Source organism: Pseudoalteromonas sp. DL-6, from assembly GCF_004328665.1.
Taxonomy (GTDB): Bacteria; Pseudomonadota; Gammaproteobacteria; order Enterobacterales; family Alteromonadaceae; genus Pseudoalteromonas.
This window is the reverse complement of sequence record NZ_CP019770.1, coordinates 1,809,197-1,835,871: the sequence shown is the minus strand read 5'-3', so window position 1 is coordinate 1,835,871 and position 26,675 is coordinate 1,809,197. Positions and strand designations below refer to the sequence as shown.

26 protein-coding genes and 1 pseudogene are annotated in these 26,675 nt (G+C 40.0%); 18 read left to right on the top strand and 9 right to left on the bottom strand.

Annotated features, from left to right (window positions below; translation table 11 throughout):
* Positions 1-85: 85 nt before the first annotated feature.
* Entirely contained in the window at positions 86-331 is a 246-nt protein-coding gene (locus tag B1F84_RS08485; protein WP_008109253.1) for a hypothetical protein, read from the bottom strand.
* A 346-nt stretch (positions 332-677) separates the two neighbouring features.
* On the opposite strand from B1F84_RS08485, the gene B1F84_RS08480 reads away from it, so the two are divergent.
* The gene (locus B1F84_RS08480; RefSeq protein WP_131691164.1) at positions 678-1,976 is read left to right on the top strand and encodes a porin; all 1,299 of its coding nucleotides are present in this window, start codon (positions 678-680) and stop codon (positions 1,974-1,976) included.
* Between the two features lie 199 nt (positions 1,977-2,175).
* Positions 2,176-3,102 (top strand): LysR substrate-binding domain-containing protein, encoded by a 927-nt coding sequence (locus B1F84_RS08475; protein ID WP_010390313.1) that lies wholly within the window; start codon positions 2,176-2,178, stop codon positions 3,100-3,102.
* A 66-nt stretch (positions 3,103-3,168) separates the two neighbouring features.
* Here B1F84_RS08475 and B1F84_RS08470 read toward each other — a convergent pair whose 3' ends face one another.
* Positions 3,169-4,833, bottom strand: coding sequence for a BCCT family transporter (locus B1F84_RS08470; RefSeq protein ID WP_240701993.1), 1,665 nt, complete (start codon positions 4,831-4,833; stop codon positions 3,169-3,171).
* Between the two features lie 363 nt (positions 4,834-5,196).
* Here B1F84_RS08470 and B1F84_RS08465 point away from each other — a divergent pair, with 363 nt between their 5' ends.
* From B1F84_RS08465 to B1F84_RS08435, 8 genes and pseudogenes are all read left to right on the top strand, one after another.
* Positions 5,197-6,384, top strand: a complete 1,188-nt coding sequence (locus B1F84_RS08465) for an aromatic ring-hydroxylating dioxygenase subunit alpha (RefSeq protein WP_131691163.1) — start codon at positions 5,197-5,199, stop codon at positions 6,382-6,384.
* A 2-nt stretch (positions 6,385-6,386) separates the two neighbouring features.
* The gene (locus B1F84_RS08460) at positions 6,387-7,805 is read left to right on the top strand and encodes an aldehyde dehydrogenase family protein (RefSeq protein WP_131691162.1); all 1,419 of its coding nucleotides are present in this window, start codon (positions 6,387-6,389) and stop codon (positions 7,803-7,805) included.
* Between the two features lie 103 nt (positions 7,806-7,908).
* Positions 7,909-8,073 (top strand): annotated as a pseudogene (locus B1F84_RS18010) (rubredoxin); the annotation flags it as partial.
* The gene (locus B1F84_RS08455) at positions 8,059-9,300 is read left to right on the top strand and encodes an FAD-dependent oxidoreductase (RefSeq protein WP_240702027.1); all 1,242 of its coding nucleotides are present in this window, start codon (positions 8,059-8,061) and stop codon (positions 9,298-9,300) included. The pseudogene B1F84_RS18010 and the gene B1F84_RS08455, both read left to right, overlap by 15 nt.
* Positions 9,301-9,303: 3 nt before the next feature.
* Positions 9,304-10,620 (top strand): FAD-dependent oxidoreductase, encoded by a 1,317-nt coding sequence (locus B1F84_RS08450; RefSeq protein WP_131691160.1) that lies wholly within the window; start codon positions 9,304-9,306, stop codon positions 10,618-10,620.
* The gene (locus B1F84_RS08445) at positions 10,617-10,967 is read left to right on the top strand and encodes a cupin domain-containing protein (protein ID WP_010390305.1); all 351 of its coding nucleotides are present in this window, start codon (positions 10,617-10,619) and stop codon (positions 10,965-10,967) included. The genes B1F84_RS08450 and B1F84_RS08445 overlap by 4 nt, the downstream gene beginning before the upstream one ends.
* A 233-nt stretch (positions 10,968-11,200) precedes the next feature.
* Positions 11,201-12,046 carry an HDOD domain-containing protein gene (locus B1F84_RS08440; RefSeq protein ID WP_131691159.1) on the top strand — a complete coding sequence of 282 codons (846 nt, stop codon included), beginning with the start codon at positions 11,201-11,203 and terminating at the stop codon, positions 12,044-12,046.
* 139 nt (positions 12,047-12,185) lie between these two features.
* Entirely contained in the window at positions 12,186-12,596 is a 411-nt protein-coding gene (locus B1F84_RS08435) for a hypothetical protein (protein ID WP_008109249.1), read from the top strand.
* A 61-nt stretch (positions 12,597-12,657) separates the two neighbouring features.
* On the opposite strand, the gene B1F84_RS08430 is transcribed toward B1F84_RS08435, so the two are convergent.
* Positions 12,658-13,548 carry a LysR substrate-binding domain-containing protein gene (locus B1F84_RS08430; protein WP_131691158.1) on the bottom strand — a complete coding sequence of 297 codons (891 nt, stop codon included), beginning with the start codon at positions 13,546-13,548 and terminating at the stop codon, positions 12,658-12,660.
* Between the two features lie 124 nt (positions 13,549-13,672).
* Between B1F84_RS08430 and B1F84_RS08425 the strand changes: the two genes are divergently transcribed.
* The 4 genes from B1F84_RS08425 to helD all read left to right on the top strand — a co-directional run bounded on the left by B1F84_RS08425 (position 13,673) and on the right by helD (position 18,197).
* Positions 13,673-14,122, top strand: coding sequence for a DoxX family protein (locus B1F84_RS08425; RefSeq protein ID WP_008109247.1), 450 nt, complete (start codon positions 13,673-13,675; stop codon positions 14,120-14,122).
* Between the two features lie 81 nt (positions 14,123-14,203).
* Entirely contained in the window at positions 14,204-15,154 is a 951-nt protein-coding gene (locus tag B1F84_RS08420) for a glutathione S-transferase family protein (RefSeq protein ID WP_131691157.1), read from the top strand.
* 30 nt (positions 15,155-15,184) lie between these two features.
* Positions 15,185-15,892: a pirin family protein gene (locus B1F84_RS08415; protein WP_131691156.1), complete on the top strand. Its 708-nt coding sequence runs from the start codon at positions 15,185-15,187 to the stop codon at positions 15,890-15,892.
* Between the two features lie 163 nt (positions 15,893-16,055).
* Complete coding sequence (gene helD, locus B1F84_RS08410; RefSeq protein ID WP_131691155.1) at positions 16,056-18,197, top strand: DNA helicase IV; 2,142 nt, start codon at positions 16,056-16,058, stop codon at positions 18,195-18,197.
* Positions 18,198-18,232: 35 nt separating this feature from the next.
* Here the strand turns inward: helD and B1F84_RS08405 are convergent, their stop codons facing one another.
* Complete coding sequence (locus B1F84_RS08405) at positions 18,233-19,402, bottom strand: MFS transporter (RefSeq protein WP_131691154.1); 1,170 nt, start codon at positions 19,400-19,402, stop codon at positions 18,233-18,235.
* A 364-nt stretch (positions 19,403-19,766) separates the two neighbouring features.
* A complete protein-coding gene (locus B1F84_RS08400; protein ID WP_131691153.1) occupies positions 19,767-20,714 on the bottom strand; it encodes a sodium-dependent bicarbonate transport family permease in 948 nt (315 codons plus the stop codon).
* Positions 20,715-20,843: 129 nt separating this feature from the next.
* Here B1F84_RS08400 and B1F84_RS08395 point away from each other — a divergent pair, with 129 nt between their 5' ends.
* Both B1F84_RS08395 and B1F84_RS08390 read left to right on the top strand, forming a co-directional pair.
* Positions 20,844-21,788 (top strand): LysR family transcriptional regulator, encoded by a 945-nt coding sequence (locus B1F84_RS08395; RefSeq protein WP_131691152.1) that lies wholly within the window; start codon positions 20,844-20,846, stop codon positions 21,786-21,788.
* Between the two features lie 83 nt (positions 21,789-21,871).
* Positions 21,872-22,288, top strand: coding sequence for a hypothetical protein (locus B1F84_RS08390; RefSeq protein ID WP_131691151.1), 417 nt, complete (start codon positions 21,872-21,874; stop codon positions 22,286-22,288).
* A 462-nt stretch (positions 22,289-22,750) separates the two neighbouring features.
* On the opposite strand, the gene B1F84_RS08385 is transcribed toward B1F84_RS08390, so the two are convergent.
* Positions 22,751-23,149 carry a hypothetical protein gene (locus tag B1F84_RS08385; protein ID WP_131691150.1) on the bottom strand — a complete coding sequence of 133 codons (399 nt, stop codon included), beginning with the start codon at positions 23,147-23,149 and terminating at the stop codon, positions 22,751-22,753.
* Positions 23,150-23,329: 180 nt separating this feature from the next.
* Here B1F84_RS08385 and B1F84_RS08380 point away from each other — a divergent pair, with 180 nt between their 5' ends.
* Both B1F84_RS08380 and B1F84_RS08375 read left to right on the top strand, forming a co-directional pair.
* Positions 23,330-23,833 carry an Mpo1-like protein gene (locus tag B1F84_RS08380; RefSeq protein ID WP_131691149.1) on the top strand — a complete coding sequence of 168 codons (504 nt, stop codon included), beginning with the start codon at positions 23,330-23,332 and terminating at the stop codon, positions 23,831-23,833.
* A gap of 20 nt (positions 23,834-23,853) precedes the next feature.
* Positions 23,854-24,645 (top strand): SDR family oxidoreductase, encoded by a 792-nt coding sequence (locus B1F84_RS08375; RefSeq protein ID WP_131691148.1) that lies wholly within the window; start codon positions 23,854-23,856, stop codon positions 24,643-24,645.
* Between the two features lie 63 nt (positions 24,646-24,708).
* Here the strand turns inward: B1F84_RS08375 and B1F84_RS08370 are convergent, their stop codons facing one another.
* From B1F84_RS08370 to B1F84_RS08360, 3 genes are read right to left on the bottom strand one after another with little or no spacing between them, the layout of a single operon-like run.
* Positions 24,709-25,089, bottom strand: coding sequence for a VOC family protein (locus tag B1F84_RS08370; RefSeq protein WP_010390281.1), 381 nt, complete (start codon positions 25,087-25,089; stop codon positions 24,709-24,711).
* Positions 25,090-25,129: 40 nt separating this feature from the next.
* Positions 25,130-25,537 carry a GFA family protein gene (locus B1F84_RS08365; protein ID WP_131691147.1) on the bottom strand — a complete coding sequence of 136 codons (408 nt, stop codon included), beginning with the start codon at positions 25,535-25,537 and terminating at the stop codon, positions 25,130-25,132.
* Between the two features lie 42 nt (positions 25,538-25,579).
* A complete protein-coding gene (locus B1F84_RS08360) occupies positions 25,580-26,647 on the bottom strand; it encodes an alpha/beta hydrolase-fold protein (RefSeq protein WP_008109227.1) in 1,068 nt (355 codons plus the stop codon).
* Positions 26,648-26,675: the final 28 nt, after the last annotated feature.

Here is a 26,675-nt window from a genome sequence, read left to right as displayed (position 1 = left end):
CTGGAAGTAACCAAATAAAATCACTCATTGTTATAACTCCTAACAGTAATTCACTTAAGCTTTAGTGTTTAAAAGTAAAGTTAGATCAAAATTTTGGACACAAAGCGTGGCTAAAGCCTTTTTCAGTTAGCAAAAAGGTAGCGCTGGGCGTTGAAAATATATACTCCTCATGAATAAGAAAGGCAATAGTGCCTTTAATTTCTTCACTTTGTTGATCTGAGGCATCGCTTATTACTTGTTTAGGATCTAACTGACTTGGGCTTGGAAAATTATTATAAAGATGCTTAAAAATTAACGTAGCAATGGTGTTAAAGGTTTCGTTATTTTTCATTATTGGAAGTCCTTAATGTATTTTTTAGCAGCAAGCTTGCTGATTTACGTATGATTTTTGCAAATAATAGCACACTATAATAGGTACATTAGCATCCTGTTACTTTTCCAACTTTAATTTTTTCAACTTACTGCTTTCATTTATAAAAATATGATTAATTCTCATGGTTACCCAGCTAAAAAGTAGTTTGTGTGTTACTGATCTGTTGCGCAAAATCATAAAGTGTAATTGAAGAGTTGTAAAAATACGTTATCATTGTAAAACAACATGTAAAATCAAGCAGGTACTTAGCTCACGCTGACCAAGTTCGAGTTAATAATATCAACAAGGCAAGCAAGGACAAATTATGACACCTATGAAACCTTTAGCACTGGCAGTGGCTATGGTTGTATTTTCACATCCGGCACATGCAGATACAGATCTTGATAAAGTAAAGCAGCAATTAAGCAGCTTACAAAAACAAGTGGAAATGCTGCAAAAGCAACTTGCAAAAGCAGAGCAAAAAAGTGAAAAATCAATCGACCGCACCATTGAAGAGAAAGAAGATATAGCCGAAACTCAAGTGGCAAAGCATGATCACAAGCCACAGGGGATTAAAGTTGGCGGCGCTGTGCGAACCAACTACAGCCATACCTCGTATGATGACGACAATAAAAATCGCGGTGGCGATTTTGATTTTGATATTTTTCGTCTAAATTTCTCAGGCGACGTTGGTGATGTAAAATTAAACGCTGAAATTCGCTTTTTTGACTACATGACTGCCGTTAAATACGCTTATGCCGCCTATGATTTTGCTGATGATTGGCAAGTTCAAGCAGGTATTACTAAGGTTCCTTTTGGTAACTGGCCTTACAATTCACATAACTACTTTTTCAGCACTAACTATTATGTTGGCCTTGAAGACGATCACGATTTAGGGGTGTTATTTAAGCGTAACATTGCTGATAACTGGCAGCTTGATCTGGGCTTTTTCAAAAATGATGAATTAGGTGGTGTTGATGGTTATGTAGATAACCGCAGCGATCGTTATTCTTACGACATTGTTGGTTTTAGAGAAGCCGGGGATGGTGTTTATGCTGAGCCAACTAATGCTATAGGCGAGTACAATACGTTCTCAGGCCGTTACGGCTATCACCTAGAACATGAAGGTGGTAAAACTGAAATTGGTGTATCAGCACTTGCTGGTGGCTTACATGATGGTGTTGACCGCGCAGGTGACTACAACGCATGGGCATTACATTTAAACAGTAATATGGGTCCATGGAACTTACAACTACAGCATGGCGAATACAATTACGATATTGATAACGTAAACCGTATTGCTGTAGGCGCTTACTCGTTTTACGACAGCATGGCGGCAGAGGCAACAATGTCGAGTGCAAACGTAGCATACAGCGTACCGGTACAGTGGGGCGCGGTGACAAACTTACAGTTTTACAACGACTACAGTGCTATTTACGACAAATCTGACAACAGCAGAGATACCTGGATGAACGTAACTGGTTTCTCGGTAGCTGCAGGTGGTTTATTCACTTACTTTGACTTAGTTCATGGTAAAAATATGCCGTTTGTTGGCGGTTCATTAGCGGGCGACAGCAGCGAAACTGAGCGTCGCTTTAACATTAATATTGGCTATTATTTCTAAGCCAATATTCAAAGCACACGCCTAAAAATTGGGCGTGTGCTTATATGTCTTCACAAACAAACTAATTAATTACCCACGCTAAAACCCTTGCCAAATTTGTAATTGATTAACTCAATGTTTAAAAATATATTCAGTACTTACTTTTACCTTCAATGGATTGGTTATTAGTTTCTTTGATAGAAACGCAGTAGGAAATTATATGAAAATTAGTCCATTACCACCGCTAAACAGTTTAGTTGCATTTGAAGCATCTGCTCGCCACCTAAGTTTTACTCTTGCAGCAAATGAGCTTAACGTTACTCAAGGTGCGATAAGTCGTCAAATACGACAGTTAGAAGAGTATTTAGGTAAAGCCTTATTTACTCGTGCAAGCCGCAGTATTCATTTAACCTCAGCTGGTCTGCAGTATTATCAGTCTATAAGTCGCTCCTTATTAGATATTGCAGATATAACAGGAGAGGTAAAAAAATGGCAAGGTGATAAAAAAGTAACCGTAGCTACAACTAATGCAATGGCATCATTGTGGTTATTGCCAAAAGTTGCTGAGTTTCAAAATCAATATGATGACATTGATTTGAGAATATTAGCGTCTGATAATGTAGTTGATTTAAACCGTTTAGAATGCGATTTAGCATTGTTTTTTTGTCGAACGCCTCCAGCTAATATGAAGGTGACCACTTTGTTTTGCGAAGAAGTGTTTCCAGTTTGTAGTCCGGGCTATCTTGAAAAAATTGGTAATCCGAACGATCCGAAAGATATTTTTAATAAAACAATTTTATTTTTAGATGAAACACAAATGGGATGGGTTAATTGGGATGAGTGGTTTGCAGGCGTTGGACTTGAGCAGATAGCCCCAAAAAGTCGCATCAACATAAATAATTACCCTATGTTGTTGCAAGCCTCAATTAATGGTCAAGGCATTGCATTAGCGTGGGGTTCTCTGGCTGATGAATACTTACAAAGTGGTGCATTAGTGCGTCCAACCGAGCATGTATTAGCCACTGAATCTAAGTTTTCTTTACTAGAGCCAGATAACGGTGGCCGCATACCTGCGAGTGTAAAGTATTTTAGAGAATGGTTATTAACACAACTTCCTGAAGAAGTAGGTGATACTGGTTTAGTATAAATTACACTGCAATAAAAAACCCTGCTAACTAGCAGGGTTTTTGTTTATTAGTCTCATTATATTGATTTAGTGCTCTACAGGGCCATCTAGTTTTTCTTTACATGGATGTACGTGCTGCGGCAACATTGCCCACGGTTTTGGTTCACGGCGAATGCTATAAAACAAGGTGACACCCATCATTAAAATAAATATAGAAATAGGGAAGCCAATGATGATTGACGCATACTTTATTGCTTGCAGGCCTCCTGCATAAATAAGTACCCATGCAATAATAGCAATAACTATACCCCATAAAATACGAATAGAGGTTGGTGGTTCAGTATCACCTGCAGCATCTAAAATACACAATATTAATGTGCCCGAGTCGGCTGAGGTTATAAAATAAGTAGCAAGTAAGATACAGGCTAATACACTCAGTAATTTACCTAATAAGTTACTGTCTAAATTATCCAATAAGGTAAAGAGGGCACGTGTACTATCTGCTTTGGTTGCTTGTAACACAACACCACCACTAAAGGGTTCTGCGTTTGTTTCTGTAACTTTGTTTTGTGTTACAACGGTTTGTTGTTGTGCAGCAATTCGTTCGTTTTGCTCCATTTTTAAAGCGCTACCACCAAATACGGAAAGCCAAATAAAGGCAATAACAGTTGGGGCCACCAAAGCACCACCAATAAGTTCGCGAATGGTACGTCCCTTTGAAATTCGCGCAATAAACATACCTACAAACGGTGCCCAAGTTAACCACCATGGCCAATAAAAAGCGGTCCAAGAGCTTTGCCATCCTGAGTCATTTTGCGAATCAGTCCACAGCCCCATCGAAATTAAATTTTGTATATAATTCCCTGATGTTTCCATAAATACATTTAAAATATAACGGGTCGGACCCACTGCAAGTACTATCAATACTAATAATAACGACAGCAGCATATTCCATTGTGAGAGTAGCCGTATTCCTCTACCAACGCCCGATAAAACCGAGCCTACAGCAATGGTACATAGCACAATAATAAGCACAGTTTGAGTAACAAGGCTAACCTCTATCCCAAACGTTTGTTGTAATCCAGAGTTAATTTGAATAACTCCAAGGCTCAGGGTTTGCGCGATGCCGAAGGCTGTAACGGCTACCGTGATAATATCGGCAACATGTCCTATAGGGCCATAAATTCTATCGCCCACCAGTGGGTGTAAAATAGAGCGAAAGGTAAAAGGAAGGCCTTTACGGTAAGAAAAATAAGACAAGGCTAAGGCAACTATTACAAAAAGCGACCACGGATGGAGTCCCCAATGGTAAAAAGTAAGCTGCATTGACATTGACGCTGCTTCATTCGTTAACCCCTCGGTGAATGGGTTTGCAGCATAGTGCCACATGGGTTCTGCTACAGACCAAAAAACCAGTCCAATACCCATCCCCCCAGAAAATAACATGGCTATCCATGCCCAAAAACTAAATTCAGGCTGATCGTCGTCATTTTCGCTCAGTCGAATATGGCCGTATCGACTTACCATCAAATAAAGTAAAAAACCAACGACTAAAGTTACTAAGCCAATAGAAAACCATTTCATATTGTAGAGTAAAAAAGTCGAAAGGCTTTCAAAATACTGCCCTGCTTTATTTGCAAGTATGACTATGAATAAAATAAAGGCGATTAGAATTACCTTCGATGCGATGGTCACCGTCGGATTTAATCCCTTTAAAAAACCAGACTTAGCCAAAATTACGGATTTTTTCATGTGTGTGCTCCGTTGTCTTTTTTGTTGTTGTTAAATAAGTGGTAAGAAACTAAAAAATTAACCGGCAATTTACAAATGATTAATCCTCATCAATCCATGAGCTTTGCTTATGCGATGTTGCCGCTTATTTATAACCAGTAAGCAATATTTATATTATTGCACTCTTAACCATTACAAAAACTCATGAGTGAGATGCTAAATTATCGTTTGTTTAGTGCTTTGTTGTTAATCAAAATCAACACATCTGATAACAGAATGTTGTTACGGGTTTGGGGCGTGAGGTTAATGTTAAAACTATGGGTTTTAATTATTGAACTTTGCTCTTTAAATTTTTTTAAAACACACACCGTTCGGAGAATGAGCATGGGCACTGTAAAACAAACAATAATTCCTATTAAGCAAATTGATCGTGTACTAAACCCGATACATGATGCAACAGGTATGCCTAACGAGGCATATACCAATCCTGAGTACTTTAATTTTGAACGTGATCATGTTTTTAGTAACACATGGGTATGCGTTGGTTTTGCATCAGATTTAATCAAAAATGGTTATGTTATGCCAATTGATTTTATGGACTTGCCTTTATTAATGATGAAGAGTCGCCAAGGCGAAGTGCAGGTATTTCATAATGTGTGTAGCCATCGAGGGATGAAGTTAGTACATGAAGCAGGTGAAGTGCAAGGCATGATCCGCTGCCCGTATCATTCATGGACCTATGATTTAAATGGAAGCTTAAAAGGGACTCCACATTTAGGTGGCATCGGTAAACATAACGATGAACGTTTTGCATGTGAAAAGCATGGGCTAAAAGCAATCCGCTCAGCTATTTGGATGGATATGGTATTCATTAATCTATCTGGCGAGGCGAGCTCTTTCGATGAGCATATAGCTCCTTTAACACAGCGTTGGCAAGAGTTTTTAGGTGACGATGGTTTGAGTTTATTACGTCGTGCCAATATGGGCGGACACTTAGAAATTGAAGTAAAAAGTAACTGGAAGTTAACCATAGAAAACTTCTGTGAAGCCTATCATTTACCTTGGGTACATCCAGCGTTAAATACTTATTCTAAATTAGAAGATCACTACAATATCATGTTTGATGAGCGTTTTTCTGGTCAAGGTAGCTATAAATATAACCTTTCTGATACTGCTGGTACACACTTACCGAAATTCCCAAGCTGGCCTGAGGAAAAGCTACGCCATGCTGAATATGTTGCTTTATTTCCAAATGTACTTATTGGTATTCAAGCTGATCACGCTTTTGCAATGATGATCGACCCAATTAGTACAGATAAAACTATCGAACGTTTACGTATTTTCTATATTGGTGATGAAGCAACTAAAGATGAGTATGCGGCGTGTCGTACTGCAACACTTGAGTCATGGCGTGTCGTATTTGGTGAAGATATTGGCGCAGTTGAAGGGATGCAACAAGGACGATACTCACCTGGTTTTGGTGGTGGGGCTTTTTCACCTGAAATGGATACACCAACACACTTTTTTCAAATTTGGCTTGCCAAACAAGTGAAATCTGTAACGGAGGCTTAATTATGACTCATTATCTTAATTACATAAATGGCCAATGGTGTGACTCTCACACTTATATTTCGGTAATAAACCCTGCCACGGCACAGGAATATAGCACGATTGCAAGTGCCAGTGTTGATGATGCAAACAATGCGATGCTCGCCGCTAGACAATGCATCAGCAGTGGACTATTGAGCGATATACGTCCCGCTGTACGCACAACGTGGATGCTTGATGCAGCAAAAGCTATTAAAGAGATAGCTGATGAAGGCGCTTTAGCTCTGTGCAGAGAAAACGGTAAAACCTTAGCGGATGCAAAAGATGAGTTTTTAGAGGCTGCTCGTTATTTTGAATACTATGGCGGCATGGCCGACAAACTCGAAGGTACGTCGATTCCTTTAGGTAAAAACTATATTGATTTTACGCAATATGTGCCTATGGGTGTATCGGTACAAATTGTCCCTTGGAACTTCCCGGTTTCAATCTGTGCTCGCTCTTTAGCTCCAGCGCTGGCAGCGGGTAATGCAGTAGTTATTAAGTCACCCGAAATTTCGCCTATTGGTATGGTGTATTTAGTAAGAGCACTCGAGAGTGTTGGCTTTCCAAGAGGCTCTATTAATCTATTGTGTGGTAAGGGTTCAGTAGTGGGCAGTCACCTAGTTGAGCACAACGATGTTAATCAAATTGTGTTTACCGGTTCAGTGCCCACTGGGCAACGTATTCTAAAAGGTGCAGCTGAGCGTGCAACGCCTTCTGTAATGGAATTGGGTGGTAAATCGGCGGCTATTGTTCTTAAAGATGCGGCTACTGAGAAAGTTATCAGTAGTGTGCAAACAGGTATTTTCTTTAATGCTGGACAAGTGTGCTCTGCAATGTCGCGTTTACTGGTGGATAAAGCACGTTACGAAGAGATTAAAGCAGCAGTGGTTACTATGGCAGAAAGTTTAGTAATCGGCTCAGGTGAAGAGCAGGCCGATTTAACGCCAGTAGTTTCTCAGGCGCAACAAACCAGTGTATTGGCAATGATTGAACAAGCTAAAAAAGAGGGGGCAACTATTTTATGTGGTGGCTACGCTCCTGATTTGGCAGGTTACTATGTTGCTCCAACTGTGATCGAAGCAACCCCTGATATGTCTATATCTCAACAAGAAGTATTTGGTCCGGTTCTGGTTATTATGCCATTTGAAGATGAGCAACAGGCTGTAAAAATAGCTAATGGCACTGAATTTGGTTTAGTAGCAGGTGTATTTGGTGAAGCACTTAGTCAAACATTACAAGTGGCCCAGCAACTTCGGGGTGGACAAGTTTTTATAAATGAGTGGTTTGCCGGTGGTATAGAAACGCCATTTGGCGGAGTAGGACTGTCTGGTTTTGGCCGAGAAAAAGGTCAAGAGGCCATCTACAGCTACATGCAAACACGCAATATTGCTATACGTTTATAACGAGTGGCAACGACTCAGTTTATAAAACCTACGGTTTATCTATTTGTAACTTGCTGCAGTAGATAACCCGTAGGGTTAAACTCAAATCATTAGGATGAGAGAAATGAAAAAATGGCTCTGTATTATTTGTGGCCTCATTTACGATGAGGCCCAAGGTTGGCCTGCTGATGGCATTCCTCCCGGCACTCTTTGGGAGGATGTACCACAGGATTGGGTATGTCCAGATTGTTTAGTAGGCAAAGCCGATTTTGAAATGATCGAAATAAGTGAAGATCAAGTAACTGAACCGGCTGCTGTTCAACATACTCGTGTTTCTGAGACCATTGTTGATGAACCGCAAGGCCCAATTGTTATCATTGGTAGTGGTCACAGCGGCTATCAAGTAGCGGCTGCATTACGTAAACAATCATCAACGGTAGCTATTACTGTATTCACCGCTGATGACGGTTCACTTTACAGCAAACCTGCACTTTCAAATGCTTTTGCAATGGGGAAAAGCGCTACTGATTTACAAAACGAAGCCGCACTTGAGTGGGAGCAGCGTCTTAATATTCGTGTTTATCCGCATACACGTGTTGAACAAATAGATGCAGATAATCACACTCTAATCACCAGCATAGGGCGTTATGAGTATAGACGTTTAGTGCTAGCCACAGGCGCGTCAGCAATTAAAATTCCAATTTCTGGAGACGCCTCAGAAGTACTAAGTGTGAATGATTTGCAAGATTATGCACAATTGAGAGCAAAACTTGATACTAAAAAGCGAGTTGCTATTTTGGGCGATGGCTTAATTGGATGTGAATTTGCAAATGACTTGAGCGCCAAGGGTTATGAAGTGAGTGTTATTGGTTTAGGGCAGTGGCCAATGTATCGACTGATCCCACAAGTAGTCGGCGAAGCCTTACAGCAAAAGTTAGCAGACTTGGGGGTATCATGGTACTTAGAAGATAGTATCAACCGTGTTGAAGTCAACGACTCTGGTTCATTATTACACTTAAATAGTGGTCAAGTGATTGAAGTTGACGTGGTGCTATCTGCAGTAGGATTAGTGCCAAATGTAACGCTTGCTGAGCAAGCTGGACTTGAAGTTGAGCGTGGTATTAAAGTTAATGACTATGGCCAAACCAGTCGCCCTGCTATTTTCGCATTAGGTGACTGTGCGCAAACATCGCAAGGATGGCAACCATATATTGCACCCATAAATCAAATTTTACCTGCTTTAGTCAATAGTCTGTTGGGTAATGTAACTAACGCCGAATTTTTGCCCAGCCCCGTTATTGTTAAAACCCCTGTTATGCCGTTAACTGTTTTTCCTGTGCCACCTATGGCTCAAGGTCAGTGGCATATAAAACAACAAGGTGAAGAGTTAGTGGCTGTATTTAATGATGCAAATGAGCAAGTACTTGGTTTTGCCCTGTTAGGTAAACAAGTACAAGCTAATCGCAGTTATTGGTTAGAGCAAATAAGTTTAAATAACCTAGCAGCAACGGAGTAAAGCATGATTCATTTACCGCATGATGATAATACCTGTGGCTGGTATAACGCTTTACCAAAGCAACCTAAGCAAGCGCTTTTAACGGGGGCACAAAAGGCTGACTACGTGGTTTTAGGCGCTGGTTTTGCTGGTTTAGCTATGGCACGTCGTTTAGCTGAGCACGCGCCAAATGCACGAATTGCCCTAATTGATGCACAGCGAATAGGCCAAGGTGCCTCAGGGCGTAATTCAGGGTTTGTGATTGACTTACCGCATAAGTTCTCTCTTGAGCACCCAGATCCTGCACATAAGCAAAGATTATTGTCACTTAACCGTTTCGCGATTGATCAGCTTGCTTCTTTAGTCGCTAAATATAACATTGATTGCCAGTGGTCGGCTGCGGGTAAATACCAAGGTGCAGTAGGCGCAAGGGGTGAAGCTTACCTTGATCACTTCGAACATCTTATGACTGATTTAGGCGAACCCTTTGAGCATGTTACTGGCACTGATTTGGCAAAAGTACTAGGTACTAATTACTACAGCCGTGCTATTTACACTCCGGGGGGGTACTTGGTTCAACCCGCTGCACTAGCCTGTGGTTTAGGTGCGAACTTACCAAAAAACATAGAGGTATTTGAGCATTCGCCTATTGTGCGCTTGGAGAAAGAGCAAGGCGGGTGGCTGTTGCAAGGGGAGCACGGCAGTATTAAAACACCTAAGTTATTACTAGGTACTAGTATTTTTACCCGTGAGTTTGGTTTTTTAAAAAATCGATTACTTCCTGTAATGACTTTTGCCAGTTGGACTCGGCCGCTAACCGATAAAGAAATGCAGCAGTATACAGGCTTACTTGATTGGGGACTTACACCCGCTGATCACGCTGGCACAACGCTTAGGATGACCGCTGACCGTCGCATTATTATTCGTAATACCTATCAACATGTAGCTAAATATGGCAACAGTATTAGTGATAAGTTGCGCCAGGAAATTCAAAACGATCATCGCAAAGTCTTTTTAGCTCGCTATCCACAACTAGTCGATGTGCCTTTTACACATTCGTGGGGCGGCACTTATGCTATTTCGCGAAACTTCACTAACTTCTTTGGCCAACTCGATGATGGAGTGTTTGCCAGCGCGTGTGATAACGGTGTCGGGGTTGCTTGGGGAACTGTATCGGGTACTTTGCTTGCTGATTATGTTATGGGGGCAACATCGCAGTCGCTCGATGATATTCAACAGGTAACGGGTATGCCAAGTTTAAATCCACCAGAGCCATTGCTTGGTTTAGGGGTAAAAAGCCGAATTAAACTTGCCAAATGGCAAAGTAGGACTGAAATATGAAACAGGTTAAATTAGTAGACAGTAAATTACTCGACTTTAATGTACGTGGAGATACACCTGGTATGGCCTACGTAGCTCGCGCACTTAGCCCTGAAATATCACCAAATATTGGTGTTGGTTTTGCGAAATGGGAAGGTGCAAAAGTAGCGTGGACAGTACTTTATGATGAAGTTGTATTTGTCATAGAAGGCTGCTTCGAGTTAACCGCAAATGGCGAAACCCATCATGTAAAGCCAGGGCAAATGCTCTGGATACCAGAAGGAACAGAGTTGGTATATGGCGGACATGCATTGTTTGGTTATGTTGTTCATCCAGGTAATTGGAAAGAGATACATGGTATAGCTTAACTGCCATTTCAAGTGTTCAAATTAGTTCCTAAGCCCTCTAACCAACCAATTGAGGGCTTTTTTATTGGCCGTTTTTTAGGTTGCATTAGTAATGAAAAATAAAGGCTGAGTCACCAAATCGTTAATTTTAAAAACAGATAAAATATTGAATATTGAGTAATCAACTTCTAGTATAAAAGTTCAAATGGACTTAAATAAATAATCCATAAAGCTTAGCCGGAGGCTAGAAATTAATGATTGTAGTTAATGAGCAGGTTTTATCTGATGTAAATAAAAACTTTATTATTCCACCAAAACCACAAATCTTAAATGAGCTTGAAATATTAGCATCTGCTCAAGAACCCTCACTTTCAGACGCCGCAGAGATCATTGCTAAAGATGTGGCTATTTCATCGGCTATTCTAAAAATTATTAATTCACCATCGTATGGCTTAGTGCGCAGTGTGTCTGATATTAAACAGGCCATTATGTTTTTAGGTTGGAACGGAATTGAGGCGCTAGTGCCAAGCTTAAAATTAAAGCAAATGTTCACCCAAAAAGAATGCTGCATTAGCTTAGAGCGCTTTTGGGATACCGCCACCGAAATTGCCGAGGTAAATATGATTGTTGGCCAATGTATAAAAGAAAAAGTGCCAATAGAATACTTGTATACCCTTGGTTTGTTCCATGATTGTGGCATCGTGCCGATGGCAATTAAATTCGATAATTACGTGAGTGCTTTGCATACTTCAAATAATACCCACAGAGAAAGCTTGATAGATATAGAAGAGCGTTTATATGGAACTAATCATGCGACTGTGGGTTACTACTTAGCGTCCAGCTGGCATCTACCTATAGATATTTGCCAGCTTATTCTGCGGCATCACGACATGAGTATGTTAAATAATATAACCGGTAGTAACCAACAATTGTGTTATTGCGTTTTAAAAATGTCTGAAAATTTGGTCAATAGTGTTTTACGCGGTGACACCACCAAAGATTGGGATGATATAGAAAAACAGGTATTAGCAACACTAAATATGTCAGAAGATGATTATATTGATGTGCAAGAAGAGGTGATTGATTTTTTGAACTGTTAAACGCTTTTTATCAGGGTAAAGTCTATAGGTTAGTTTTTTTCACTTATTGGTTTGTTTTTAATCGTTTGTCGAAATGAAGTAAAAACTCTAAAGTTCAGTTGTCGGCAACAAGCACGACTAACCAAATAGGAAATTAATCATGAAACGCTCACTTATCAAAACCATCGCTCTTGGCTCTTTATTAACTTGCTCAGCTGCTGTAATGGCTGATCAAAGTGATTACAAGTTAATGGTTATTGAAGAGGCTAAAACAGCCCCTCAAGAATTCGAAGTTGCATTTAACGACTGCGCATTAAATGTAAAATCAAAAAATTACAGCCAAGCTGAAGCAATCTGCTCAAAAGCAATTACTTTATTACAACAAAGCACTGGCCCACGCTTTAAAGTACGTGAGCTTACGTCATTTGCTTTAAGTAACCGTGGTGTAGGACGTTTAATGGCTAAAAACGAAACGGCTGCATTATCAGACTTTTACGAAGCACAACAAATGTCTGGTAACGAGTTAGTGTCGCACAACTTAACCCGCGCTAAGCAAGACCTCGCACTGTAATATTTATTACTGATTCAAAAAGCCCATGCTGTTTTAGCATGGGCTTTTGCGTTTTTAAGGGTTAAATATTATTTAGTATAATTTGGGTCAGCTGTTTTAAGCCTTTACCTTTGTTTGTTATTTTCCATGCAAGGTATAAGTCTTGAATAGGGCGTGGTTCGGTAAGTTCCACAACATGCAGTTTGTTAGCTTTTACATGTTCAGCAATAAGGTTTGCAGGTAAATAACCAATGCCAATAGCGGATAAAATAGCGGTTATCTTTTGGCTTACAGAACTTACATAAAAACGTTGATTACCTTCGATTAAATTAGCTGACCACGGAATACTTTGTTTTGCAGAATCATGTACTATAACCGTAGTGTATTGACCAAGTTCGCTGGGCTCAATAGGCCTTTTTAGTTGCGCTAGCGGGTGGCTAGGGTGAACCACCAGAACATTTTGAATATCGGCTATTTTTACCGCTCTGATCCCCTTTTGATTAGGTACAGGGGCCGGTGCGCCAATCACTAAGTCAACGTCATCCTCAATTAAAGCCTCCCAAGTGCCATTAAGTACTTCTTCTTTAATATCTATCTCAATATTTTTATGCTCATTTAAAAATAACTGTAAGTTTTTAAATACGTCACTTATTTCAAAAATAGAGTCATAAGCAATACGTATTCGAGGCTCCCAGCCATTAGCTATAGTTTGTGTTTGCTCCGATAAATTATTTATAGCATTGAGTACTTTACGCCCCTCGATCAGTAAATGTTTACCTGCGGGGGTTAAAACCGCGCGTCGACCTTGACGCTGAAACAAAGTTACATTTAATTGCTCTTCAAGTTTATTAACAATATACGACAAGGCTGAGGGCACTTTATTAAGTTGCTCAGCGGCGGCTGCATAACTGCCACGATGCTCAATGGCGTCTAATACCAATAGAGCTTCTATGCTGATAGGGGGTGTATTCATAATGATACCCAAAATTAACTGTTCAAAATATTTGAACATATAGAGCAAATAATAGGAGTTATTTAATTTTAATTCAACTTATACAATAGCTGCATACTCAATTGGAACAATACAGGTTAAAACTATGACGATTAAAAATATCACAGCTGCCATCACAAAAACTGAACAGTCTTTTGCAACACTACCATTAAGGCTCATTGCGGGGTTAGTGTTTAGTGCTCATGGCGCTCAAAAATTGTTTGCGTGGTTTGGTGGCTACGGATTAGAGGGCACGGGGCAATGGATGGAATCGATTGGCTTAGCACCGGGCTATTTAATGGCATTAATGGCCGGTGGCGCAGAATTTTTTGGTGGATTACTACTCATCGTTGGTTTACTGGTGCGTCCTGCGAGTTTTGTACTGGCTATCACTATGGTGGTTGCTATTTTTACCACGCACATAGATAACGGTTTATTTATGAGCAATAACGGTTATGAATTTGCGTTATCGCTTTTAGCCATTACCCTAGCTCTACTGATCCAAGGAGCTGGAAAGCTATCTGTTGATGGAAAAATTCATAACAAATTAAATTAATAAGCGGATCACATAAGTGATTAAACTTTAAGCTGCCAATCTGCGTAAGGTTGGCACATTCTATAAACTAAGGAGACGGACATGGGATTACTTGTTAACGGTGAATGGGTCGATAAATGGTACGACACCGATAAAAGCGACGGTAAATTTGTACGCCAAGATAGCCGCTTTAGAGATACGATTTCATCAGCGCAAAACAGTAAATTTAAACCAGAAGCGGGTCGTTATCATTTATATGTGTCGTTGGCTTGTCCTTGGGCGCACCGCACCATTATTTTTCGTAAATTAAAGCAGCTCGAAGACATTATTTCTATGAGCATTGTTGAAGCTCCCATGATGGAAAACGGCTGGGAATTTGGCGAGCAGGGCGATCCACTTTATAACTTAGATTACGCTTACCAATTGTATTTAAAAGCCGACCCTAGCTATGAAGGGCGTGTTACCGTGCCTATTTTATGGGATAAAAAAACGCAGACTATTGTAAACAACGAATCAATAGAAATAATTCGCATGTTTAATAGCGCGTTTAATGGGCTTACAGGTAACACCGACGATTATTATCCAGATGCGCTACGTGAAGAAATAGAAATAGTGAATACCCGTGTTTATAACACCATTAATAATGGGGTGTATAAAGCCGGTTTTGCTACAACTCAAGAAGCGTATAACGAAGCTTATATTGCCTTGTTTGATAGCTTAGATTGGTTAGAAGCACGATTAGCAAAACAGCGTTATTTAGTAGGCGACACTCTCACTGAAGCCGATTGGCGATTATTTACCACACTTATTCGCTTTGATGCGGTGTATCACGGGCACTTTAAGTGTAATCGAGAAAAATTAAGCGAGTTTCATCATCTTAGTAACTACATTAATGAGCTTTACCAAGTACCTGGAGTAAAGGAAACGGTCGATTTAGAGTACACAAAAATTCATTACTACGTAAGTCATGTAACCATTAACCCGACGCAAATTGTGCCTTTAGGTGCTAAACACACCTTTGATGCCGCCCATGATCGTGAGCGTCAGTATTAAATGACGCAGAAATAACGTATAGGAAAAAATATGCTTACTCATTACCCAAAAAATAGCTTAGGCCATGCTGATCATGGTTGGCTTAAGTCAAAGCACCACTTTAGTTTTGCGAATTACTATAATTCTGCGCGTATGGGATTTGGCACTTTACGTGTAGTTAATGATGACTGGGTAGCCCCAGGTATGGGGTTTGGTGCGCACCCGCACAGAAATATGGAAATTATTAGTTTTATCCGCAGTGGTGCCATTACTCATCAAGATAGTATGGGCAACAAAGGGATCACCGAGCAAGGTGAGGTGCAGGTAATGAGTGCAGGCACCGGCATTACCCACTCAGAATATAACCTAACAGATGAACCACTTACGTTTTATCAAATTTGGATTCAGAGTAATCAACATAATGTTGAGCCTCGCTGGGAAAGCAAGAAGTTTCCTACACAAGCGGCAAGCACCCTTAGCTTACTGGTTTCGGGTTATCCAAAAGATGCCGATAGTGCACTGTTTATTAATCAGCAGACGCGTATTTACGGTGGAAAGCTGGCAAAAGGCACGTCAATAACACAGCCGATTGATTATCAAGCCTACGTATTGGCATCGGCAGGGGAGTTTATTATTAATGATGAGTCAGCCTCAATTAATATGAACGAAGGTGATGGCGCAGAAGTTACAAAGGTTAAAAACATCACCTTAACAGCAACTACTGAATGTGAACTGATTATTATTGATACGAAAAATTAGGCCTTAATAAAGCGGCTTGTTAATTATTAAGCCTAATTAAAACTCAAATAATGATGCAGCAGCTACTGCATCATTATTTATCTTTATATTTATTACACTTACATACACTATTCCCTTAAAATACGGCTAATTGGTTCATTTTTATAAAGGAATTCTGCCGTAAATGAATTCTATTCAGCCTAGTGTATTTGGCCGCATTTTTACTGCGCATCGCTTTTTAGACATAAACCCACAAGGTTTAGTGCTCAGCAACAAAACACAAACAACCACACTGAGTTGGCGTGATTTAACGTCGCCCATTCGCTATGAATACGGTGTGCTTGGGCAAACACTGCGCTTGAATACCGAGTCTAAGCAGTATCGTATTTGGATGAGGGCCTATGGCAGTAATAGGGTATTTAAAGCGCATACCGATATGCTGTGGGTTAAAAGCAATATTGCTGTGCTTAATGAGGTGTTGAGTGAAATAAACCAATTTGCTCATACTCAGTTTTTGCGCCAATCATATGTGGCTTATATAAAAAAACAGGTAGATGAGCAATATAAACGCTGGCTACCTTGGATAAAAAGCAGTGATGTTTTAGCACCAGTCAGCACACAAATAAAATTGCTTGAGCAATACAGCCAGTGGAGCGATTCACTCACGCGTTTTTTTCAGCATAAATACACACAGTCACAATTAAAGCGCTACCACGATTTTTTTAATGGCGTTGAAAAAAATCCACTCACTGAGCAACAACGCCGAGCTTGCATAATAGATGACGACAATAACTTAGTGCTGGCAGGGGCAGGTACAGGAAAAACCAGTGTGTTAGTGGCTCGAGCGGGCTATTTGGTTAACAGTAAACAGGCTAATTACAACGATATTTTATTACTCGCCTATGGTAAGCAAGCCGCTTGCGAAATGGACGAAAGAATTAAACTGAAATTAGGTACAGAGTCTATTAAAGCCGCCACGTTTCATAGTGTGGGTTTAACTATTATTAGCGAGGTTGAGGGCAAGCCACCTAAAATATCTAAACTTGCTGAAAACGAAAAAGCTAAAATAAAGTGGGTTGAAGGGTGTTTTGAATCGCTAGCCAATGCCAAACCACAGTATGCTAAAGCATTGGTAAATTACATTAATAACACTCTTTATGCCGTTAAAAGCGATTTAAAATTTAGTGCTGCAAAGCCTAACCATATAGCGCTTTTAAAAGAGATAAAAGCCAGTGGTCATTTAACCAAGTTAGCGACTTTATTTAGCCAATTAATCAGCGTGTATAAAACCGCAAATATAACACTTGAGAGCGATTCAAAGCAGATACAGCAAGCGTGGAAATTATTAAAGCCATTGTTAGCCAACTACAACCATTATTTACGCACACAAGGCGAAATAGACTTCGACGACATGATCATTAAAGCCCTCGATTATGTAAACACAAAAAAATTTACATCGCCTTGGCGTTATATCATGGTGGATGAATTTCAAGATATATCGCCGCTGCGAGCTACACTTGTAAAAGCGCTGCGCGATAATAAATCGAATAGTTCACTGTTTGCAGTAGGAGACGATTGGCAAGCTATTTACCGTTTTAGTGGCGCAGATATGCGACTTACCACCGAGTTTGCCGCACATTTTGGTTTTACAACACAAACCCTCTTAGATAAGACTTTTCGGTTTAATAATAAAATTGGTGAGGTTGCCGCAGGTTTTATTATGAAAAACCCTGCGCAGTTAGCTAAAGATATTCGCTCAGTTGCAAAGGTGAGTAAGCCAGCTGTTAGCGTGCTCAAAACGCTAAATAATGGCTCAGCTAAAAACCAAAAAATAGCGGAGCTAAACAATGGCGCAATTAAGTATTTACTAAAGGGGATTAAGGCCAATTCTGGCAAGCCTGCCACGGTGTATTTACTTGCACGGTTTCGCTTTCAGTTACCCTTACAGGCCGATATAAATGCTTTACAGCAAGAATTTTCAGCACTGCATATTGAGTGTGATACGTTTCATGGCTCAAAAGGAAAAGAAGCCGATTATGTCATTATATTAGCAATGAATGGCGGGGCGTTTGGATTTCCAAGCACTAAGCCAACGTCTCAAATTTTAAAGGCATTATTACCTGCTAAAGATAATTTCGCACACAGCGAAGAGCGTCGCTTATTTTATGTAGCGCTGACTCGCGCTAAACATAAAGTGTACATAATAACTGATGATAGTAACCGCAGCAGCTTTGTTGATGAACTCATAAACGAGCATAAAATTGAAGTACTTGAGTTAAAAAATAAAGCAGTCGCTAAAGCGATTACTCAAGTGCAAACCGCTTAATACCTTAACCAGCATTAAGCGGCTTTTAGTATTAGCTAGCCAGCAACCGGAGTGTTACCTGTGGGTATTTTTTTCATACTTTTTATAAGCATGTAAATACAGGTAGTAATTAAACAGCCACCTAAGTAAATAAGCACACCATGGCTTTTATCTGAAAAGTGGGTGGCCATAAGCGGCCCAAGAACCGAGCCCACACTGTAACTTAATAGCATTATTTCGGTGGCTGAGACTATTTTTGCCATAGGCAGTGAGTCGCACGCCAACGTAATAGCAATAGGGTAAAGTGCAAAGCTGCATGCACCCAGTATAAAATAACTACTCACTAAAGCTGCAAAGCTATTTGTATGTAAAATACCCACTACACTGGCGGTGCCAATAAAGCAAAAAATCGCCATTAATAAGCTTTTAATAATGCGGGTTGATAAATAGCTCACTAAAGGCTGAACTAACATGCCACCTAATATAATCACCGCCATAAGTAACCCAGTATAGTGTGCCTGCTCTGATTGCGCCGCAATATACATAGGCAGTAAGCCGTAAATAGGCCCAAGTAATAATCCCGACACTAAACAGCCTAAAATAGCGGGGCGGCTCAGGGTTTTAAGCTCTTTAAGGGGTAGTTTTTGTAAATTTTGCGTATTAGGTTGCCCTTGGGTAATTAATAGCGGCGCTAAAATCGCAACAGCTAACAAAGCAATAACAAATAAATAGGGCACGGCATCTGTCGTTCCTAATGGTTTAATAGCAAGTTGCCCTACGGCACTGCCACCGTATAGGGAGGTCATATATAACCCCAAGCGCTTTGCTCGCGCTTTTGCGGTGTTGGCCATTAACAACCACGACTCTACCACCACAAATACGCCAGCTACTGCCATGCCAGCCACAAATCGCGCGACTAACCACATAGTGGCAGTTGGGCTGATCAACTGGGCAATAACACTAACAATTAGTAAGGCTAAAAACCCGATAAAAGCCAACCTATGACCGATTTTTACCACTACGCGCTCTATACATAAAGCACCAATCAGTAAGCCCAAATAAAACACACTGGCAAGCCATGGAGCTAAATCAATATTTAAGTTAAATGCATTAAGTGATAACGGGATCAGGCTCATTAAAAAGCCCGACGCAATAGCAAAAAACGATAAGCCAATAACCGGCGCTAAGGGGTTATTTGATTTACTATCAGCGGCAAGTTCCACCATTAGATTGTTCCGATAAAAGGGGGTTAAATAATTACTGACTTTAGGGGGATAGATAAAGCAATTATTTTAAGCAGGTTAATTTTGCGGCGAATGTAGGCTGGTTTGACAACGAAGTAAAGAGATTTTTAATTGCTAAATGAAAATAGTATTTAAAATGTTTTTTTACGTAAATTAAACGCTTACATGCTATTTTTTTGTAGAAGTAAGTTAGCTTTATTGTTTTAAAATTGTTATATTTTTAAGCCTTGTTTTAAATTAAATAACACTGCTTGTAAAACCAAAAAAGCCCACTTTGGGCTTTTTTGATAAAGACTATTTAACCTGAGCTCTAGATAAGAGATTTATTATCCAGAGTTTATATTATTTAACTTATGGCTACGGCGAGTTGGTGATACAAACCAATTCCCACAATAACATTAAATGGAAAGGTGACACCTAACGAGCTAAGCATGGCAAGACCAATGTCCGCTTTGGGAATAGCGGCTTTTATAGCAGCAGGTGCGGCAATGTAAGAGGCACTCGCCACTAAGCTGCCCAGTATAACCACCGAGCCTAATTCTAAATTAAGCCAGGTGCCAACAATAACGCCAATGGTGCCTAAAAATAATGGTGTAATAATGGCAAAAGCAGCCAATTTCCATTGTTGCCAAGGGAAAGGGCGAAGCGTTTGTGCAGCTACTAAGCCCATTTCTAGCAAAAACAATGCCAGTACCACTTTAAAGCTATTGGTGAGCAAGCTGGTAACTTGGCTACCTTGCTGGGTGCCATACATCATACCAATAATTACACCGCCAACGAGCAAAATCACACTCTTATTGGTGAGCGTTTCGTGCCACAGCGCTTTTAACGATAAGTTAGTGTTTTCACTGTGTGCTTTGTCGAGCTTACGATACAGCAGTAAACTCACAATGATAGCGGGTAATTCAAGCATCACCAGATACAAGGTAACTTCTGCGCCCACTTCTAATTTAGCCGATTCTGCATACGCTAAGGCTACCGCAAATGTACCTGCACTAACCGAACCATAGTGAGCCGCAATGCTGGCGCTATTAGCTACGCTTAGCCTAACAACGTATTTTAAAATAGGGTATAAAGTCAGTGGAATAAGCCCACCAAGTAACATTACCGAGGCCATTTCGGGCAGTAATTGCCAGCTTAAATTGCCATGAAGGACCATACCACCTTTTAGGCCTATGGTAAGCATGAGTAGCAAACTGAGGGTGTCATATGTAGCTTTGGGTATAGCTAAATCAGAGCGAAGGATACCCGCCGCTAATCCTAAAATAAAAAACATCACTACAATATCAGGCACGCTGTTCTCCTCTTTGTTTTCGTTGTTACTAATTCATTTTGTTGAGCGGCGCCATTATAGGCAAATCTTTATATAGTAAATAATAAAATGAATGCTACCATCCTATAGATAAAAATCTATGAGGTGTGTATGAACATAAGGCAACTTTCTTTTAGACTACTTGAAGTATTTATGAGTGTAGTAAAAACCGGCTCTATAAGCGAAACGGCGCGCAGGCTTCATTTGACTCAGCCTACGGTTTCTTTACAAATTAAACGCTTACAAGAAGCGGTAGGTGAGCCGTTAATAATTATGCAGCAACAAAAGTTGCAAATAACCGAAGCCGGCATGGCCTTGTTTAGAACCTGTCAGCAGGTTTTTGGTCATTTTGAAGACTACCAAGATTACCTAGCGGAGCTAAAAGGGGGGGAACGTGGACGATGTAAAATTGCCATGGTTAATACCGCCCAATATATTCTACCTAAGTTGCTAGGACCATACAGTAATGAACACCCGCATGTAGAGCTGCCACTTGAAATAGGTAATCGCTCTGCTGTTTTAGCACGCTTTGAACGCGGAGAAGATGATATTTATGTATTTAGTCACCCGCCATCATTAGAGCATGCCCAAGCAGCTAGGTTTTTACATAATCCTTTAGTGTTTATAGTGCCGCTAAATCATCCGTTAGCCGATAAAACCGCGTTGACACTGGCTGATTTAGTTCCGTATCGTTTTTTACTACGCGAGACAGGCTCCGCAACGCGCATGTTATTTGAGAGCGAGCTGCAAAGTAGAGGCTTGGTATTAAGTGACAGTGTGCAAATGGCCAGTAACGAAGCCATTAGAGTGGCGGTAGCTTCAGGTATGGGAATTGCGGTGCTTTCTCAGCATGTGCTGCCTAAAGGTGATAATAGCTTTAAAGTACTCAATGTCACCGACACTACTTTAGCCAGTCATTGGTATTTTGTGGTGCGTACAGACCGACACATATCACATGCTGCACGCAGTTTTTTAAAGTTTGCCGAGCAACACTTAGAGCAATATTTAGATAAAAAATGGGTGCGAAATGAGCTAAGTGGGCTTAATTTGAAATAAAAATAAGCCTTATACATAATAAAAATATCAATTGGTATCAAAGTTGCTGTGTTATTGCAGTTAAGCAAAATGGATTTCAGCTAATGACATCAATAACCTTTAAAAATCAATTTAGTAGTTATAACAGCCCCGTTAACAAAGCGGCAAAAACGAGTGATGTTGTGCCGACGTCTGCCGCTGTGGCAACAACCAGTGCCGCTGAAAACCAAGCACCCCCCAATTTTATCGCTAAGCCAGCAGACAAAAGCTTTTTAGAAAATGCGCAAGAGGCATTAATTTATCAACGCTTAGGTGTTGATAAAGAAAAAATAGCTGAGCTAAAGGCAGCAATAGCAGCGTTGGCAGAAAAACTAGAAGAGCAAGGTGCTGATGTAGACGCTATAAAAGAGCAGATTGCCGAACTACAAAAAATGTTAGAGCAAGAATTCGAAAAAGGCACGGAGCGAATGGCAATGCAACCCACACATGAAAAAGGCAAGCTGGTAACCGCATTAGCTTAGATAGCGGTATGTTGAAAGCTTATTTATTTCTGACTTTAAATAGATTTTAAGTGATTAACGCACAAAGAGGGTGAAGAGGCGCTGCGCTTTTAGAGAAGTGAACTACACCATAACTTTTTGTGGCTTCTCATTTACTCCTCATTCGCTTCTCTGTGTTCAAATAGGGTTTAGTGAATTATGCACAAAGAGGGCGAAGAGACGCTGCGCTTTTAGAGGAGTGTACTAGACCATAACTTTTTGTGGCTTCTCATTTACTCCTCATTCGCTTCTCTGTGTTCAAATAGGGTTTAGTGAATTATGCACAAAGAGGGCAAAGAGGCGCTGCGCTTTTAGAGGAGTGTACTACACGATAACTTTTTATGGCTTCTCATTTACTCCTCATTCGCTTCTCTGTGTTCAAATAGGGTTTAGTGAATTATGCACAAAGAGGGCGAAAAGACGCTTCGCTATTAGAGGAGTGTACTAGACCATAACTTTCATCTGTAACCAAAATACCAAGCTGGGGCTTATAAAAAGTAACAGCATCCCTACACTCAGTAAGTTACCTTTGAAGAGGTTAAAATCATCAAGAATTTTGTGCCACTTACATTTAAATACATATCTGCCCACAACAATATCTAAACTAAGCATTATTGTTAGCCAAACTAAGCCCACATTTAAACAATCTAAGTACGAAATAGGGTTAATCCATGGCAAAGTGATCCACGCAATGGCATAAATAATCGCAGTGCCGGAAAATAAGCTGAGCGTTTTAGCGCGCTTTAGAGCGTAACATTTATGTAAGATCCTTACTCTAATATTGCCGTTAACGACCTCACCCAAAGCGAGCAAAAGGCCAACGGCGAGTGCCTTTAAAAACATGCAAACGTCCTCGTGATGATCACGTTAATTATTAACGATGACTTTACCTAATTTATAGCAATAACGCATTAAACTACTACTTACTTAGTTTTACTGATTAACTCTCGTTATCAGTTGTTATTATGTGGCTTTTTTTATAAGGTGAACTTTGCTTATAAAAATAACAACAGGAACATCGCCATGAAAACCCTTGAACAACAGCTCGGCCAGTATGGTTTGTACCATCGTTCTAAACGAAATGTATTAACCCATTTTTTTGGTATTCCACTTATTGTGTTTGCCGCTTTATGTTTACTTGCACGAATTGAAATTCCTATCGCCAGCTTTAGCATTGATGGTGCGCAAATTTTTGTATTAGCCTCTGTGGTTTACTATTTTATGCTGAGCTTTTCGCTTGGTTTGATAATGGGCATTATTTTTACTTTATTACTGGTAGCTGCACAACCAATTGCCGCTATGGCTTTGGTGCCATGGTTAACAATTGGAGTTGGGGTGTTTGTATTTGGCTGGGTATTACAATTTATTGGTCATTATTTTGAAGGTAAAAAGCCCGCTTTTGTTGATGATTTAGTTGGCTTAATTATTGGCCCTTTGTATGTCACTGTTGAGCTGTTATTTTTAATGGGTTTTTATAAAGATTTAGAACACCAAGTTAATGAAATAGCTGGTCCAACTAAAGCATAATTAATAATATAAGGTAAACCATGGATTATAATAATAAAACAGTGTGGATCACCGGTGCATCATCAGGTATTGGTGAAGAACTTGCCAAGCAATTTGCAGAGCAAGGTGCAAAGGTCATTTTATCAGCGCGAAATGTGGATAAACTCAACCAAGTAAAAGCTGAATTAAAAGGCGAGGGGCATCGTGTTATCCCGCTTGATTTATCAATGCCAGAAACCGTATTGCAGGATGTGTCAGCACAAATAGACAGCTTAGGCCCCATTGATATTTTAATCAATAACGGCGGTGTATCACAGCGTAGCTTATTTTTAGAAAACGACTTTAAAGTGTATCGCCAACTTATGGAAGTAAACTACTTTGGCTTAATTGCACTCACTAAAGCGGTATTGCCGTCAATGGTAACGCGTAAAAGTGGTTCAATAGTGGCTATAAGCAGCGTCGCAGGCAAAGTAGGCTCTAAGTTTAGAACCGGGTATTCAGGCAGTAAATACGCTGTGGTAGGCTTTATGGACTGCTTACGCGCCGAAGTAGCAGAGCACAATATACATTGCTTAACTATTTGCCCAGGCTCAATTAAAACGGCGATTGCCCATAACTCATTAAACGAGCAAGGGGAGGCGCAAAACAAACCTGAACCTTCAATAGAAAATGGTATGAACGTAAATGTGGCCGCATCAAAAATGCTCACTGCAATCTACAATAAAAAAGACGAAGTTGTGATAGGTCAAGGGTTAAGTGGTTGGGCACCGTTTATAAAACGGTTTTTCCCTGGGTTATTTAATCGCTTAACCGCTAAGGTGGAATATAAATAACTAAGTACAGTACTTAAACGCCAGCATTTAGCTGCTTAGCGCAATGCTGGTTCGTGCTTAGCTTTATGGCTGTTTTTGTACCTTCCAAGGTGGGTTTAATCGATTTTCTCCAGCTTTGTAGAGTTTAATTTTATTTCCTGAAGGGTCTTTTAAAACCGCTTCTTTCCATAGATACCTTTGCTCTGTGGGTTGCTGTTCGAATACGATCCCTTTTTTGATTAACTGCTGGCACAATTGTTCAAGGTCATCGTTCTCAAAATAAATTACAGAATGATTTTCAAAAAATTCACTTTCTAAAGACAATGAAAATGTAGAGTCACCTTCAGGGCAACTAAAACGTGCATAATGAGGTGTATCAACAATTTGGGTAAAGCCAAGTGTGCGATAAAAACTCACCGCTTCATTCATATCTTTGACTGGCAAAGTTACTTGATTCAGTTTCATTCAAACTCCCACTACAAAAAATAGATAAATTTATATGAATTTACTTACGCCCTGGCTCATGCCTCTCATAACGAGGAAGCTGAGCATCTAAATCCTCCCAATTTGCCTTTGAGGTGATGAAATTATGCGATATGGGGCGCTCTGTTATATCGCAGGTCAAAGCGCCTAAACGAAGGCGATACCTTTGAGGTGATTGAGCGTTAGCACTATATATTGGTGCGCCGCAGGTTTTACAAAAGTACTTACGTTTACCTTCACTACTTTGGTAAAAAGTAAGTGTGCCGTTTTTGTCAGTTAATATCAGATCGCTCGCATTAATAAATCCATTAGTAGCAAAAGTACTGCCACTGGCCTTACGACAAAGCGAGCAGTGACAATGGATAATATCAGTAACAGCACCATTAATTGAAAAGTTGATTGAGCCACATAAACAACTACCTGTGTACATCTGTATTCCTCGGTATAATCTTAAATTATTATAACTTTTGTATTATATTGCACGCTTGCCAGTACACTGAGACACGTTTTTAGCTTGAGCACATAGTTTATTAAAAATGCGCTCACCGGCACTTTCATAATCATTAGCACTTAAATATTCAGCAATTTCAAACAAGGCATCAAGCCCTTCGGGAGTTTGATTAATAGTAAAAGTAATATGCTTACGCAATTGCTCAATCGCGTTGTCATCTTTTGATATTGCATAATGTGCGGTGAGTCTTTGCAATGTTTCGTTGGGTACATTGACTGTAAAGCCATACTTTTTAGATAATTGAGTGTAGTGCTTTTTTAGGCTGTCCAATCCGGCAATTTTTACCTCATAGCTTGGCTGCCAATTGGTAAATGTAGACTGCAGCGCAAACTGCATTGAAGGGTGCTTTGTTGTTCTATGGGTTTGCTCGGGGAACTTTTTAAATACAAATTTCTCTTTAGCTAGACCACTCAGTTTTTGCGTTAAATTACTAAAAGGCTGTTGCATATGCTCACCTTCATTTGCAATTGTTATTGCTAGCGGTGCTTTACTTTTTAAAGACTCAATGTCTGATTGAGAGATCATATCGACAATATAGCCATCATCAACAGAGGGGCTAAAAGCAAAATAGCTTGAAAAAGCAGCGGGATTATTTAACCAATAATCCAAGACAAAACGTCCTGAGTTCGAATGTCCAGACAAAATGCTATACGGTGCTATTCGATAATTAGCATTGACGTAGGTGACGACTTCTTGCGAAATAAACTCAGCAAATGGTGTTACCTTACCCTTATTAGGGCTCAGCTCTTTTCCGCTACTTTGTACACCTATAACTATAAAATTTGGGATCTGATCTGCTAACAAATCAAGCGTTGCTAAGGTCGAAAGCATATCCCATTGAGCGTGCAATACGTATAACACAGGGTAGGTAGCGCTATTCTCATAATATTGATTTGGAAGCTTAATTAATAAGTTTCTGTCTTCTCCTAGTGAGTCTGACTTTAACGTAATTTGTTTCGCTAAGATTAAATCAGATGCAGATGAAAATAGTGAACATAGTAATAAAAAACTAAATAACAACACCTTCATTGGTCACTCTCCTTGTTGATAATAATTT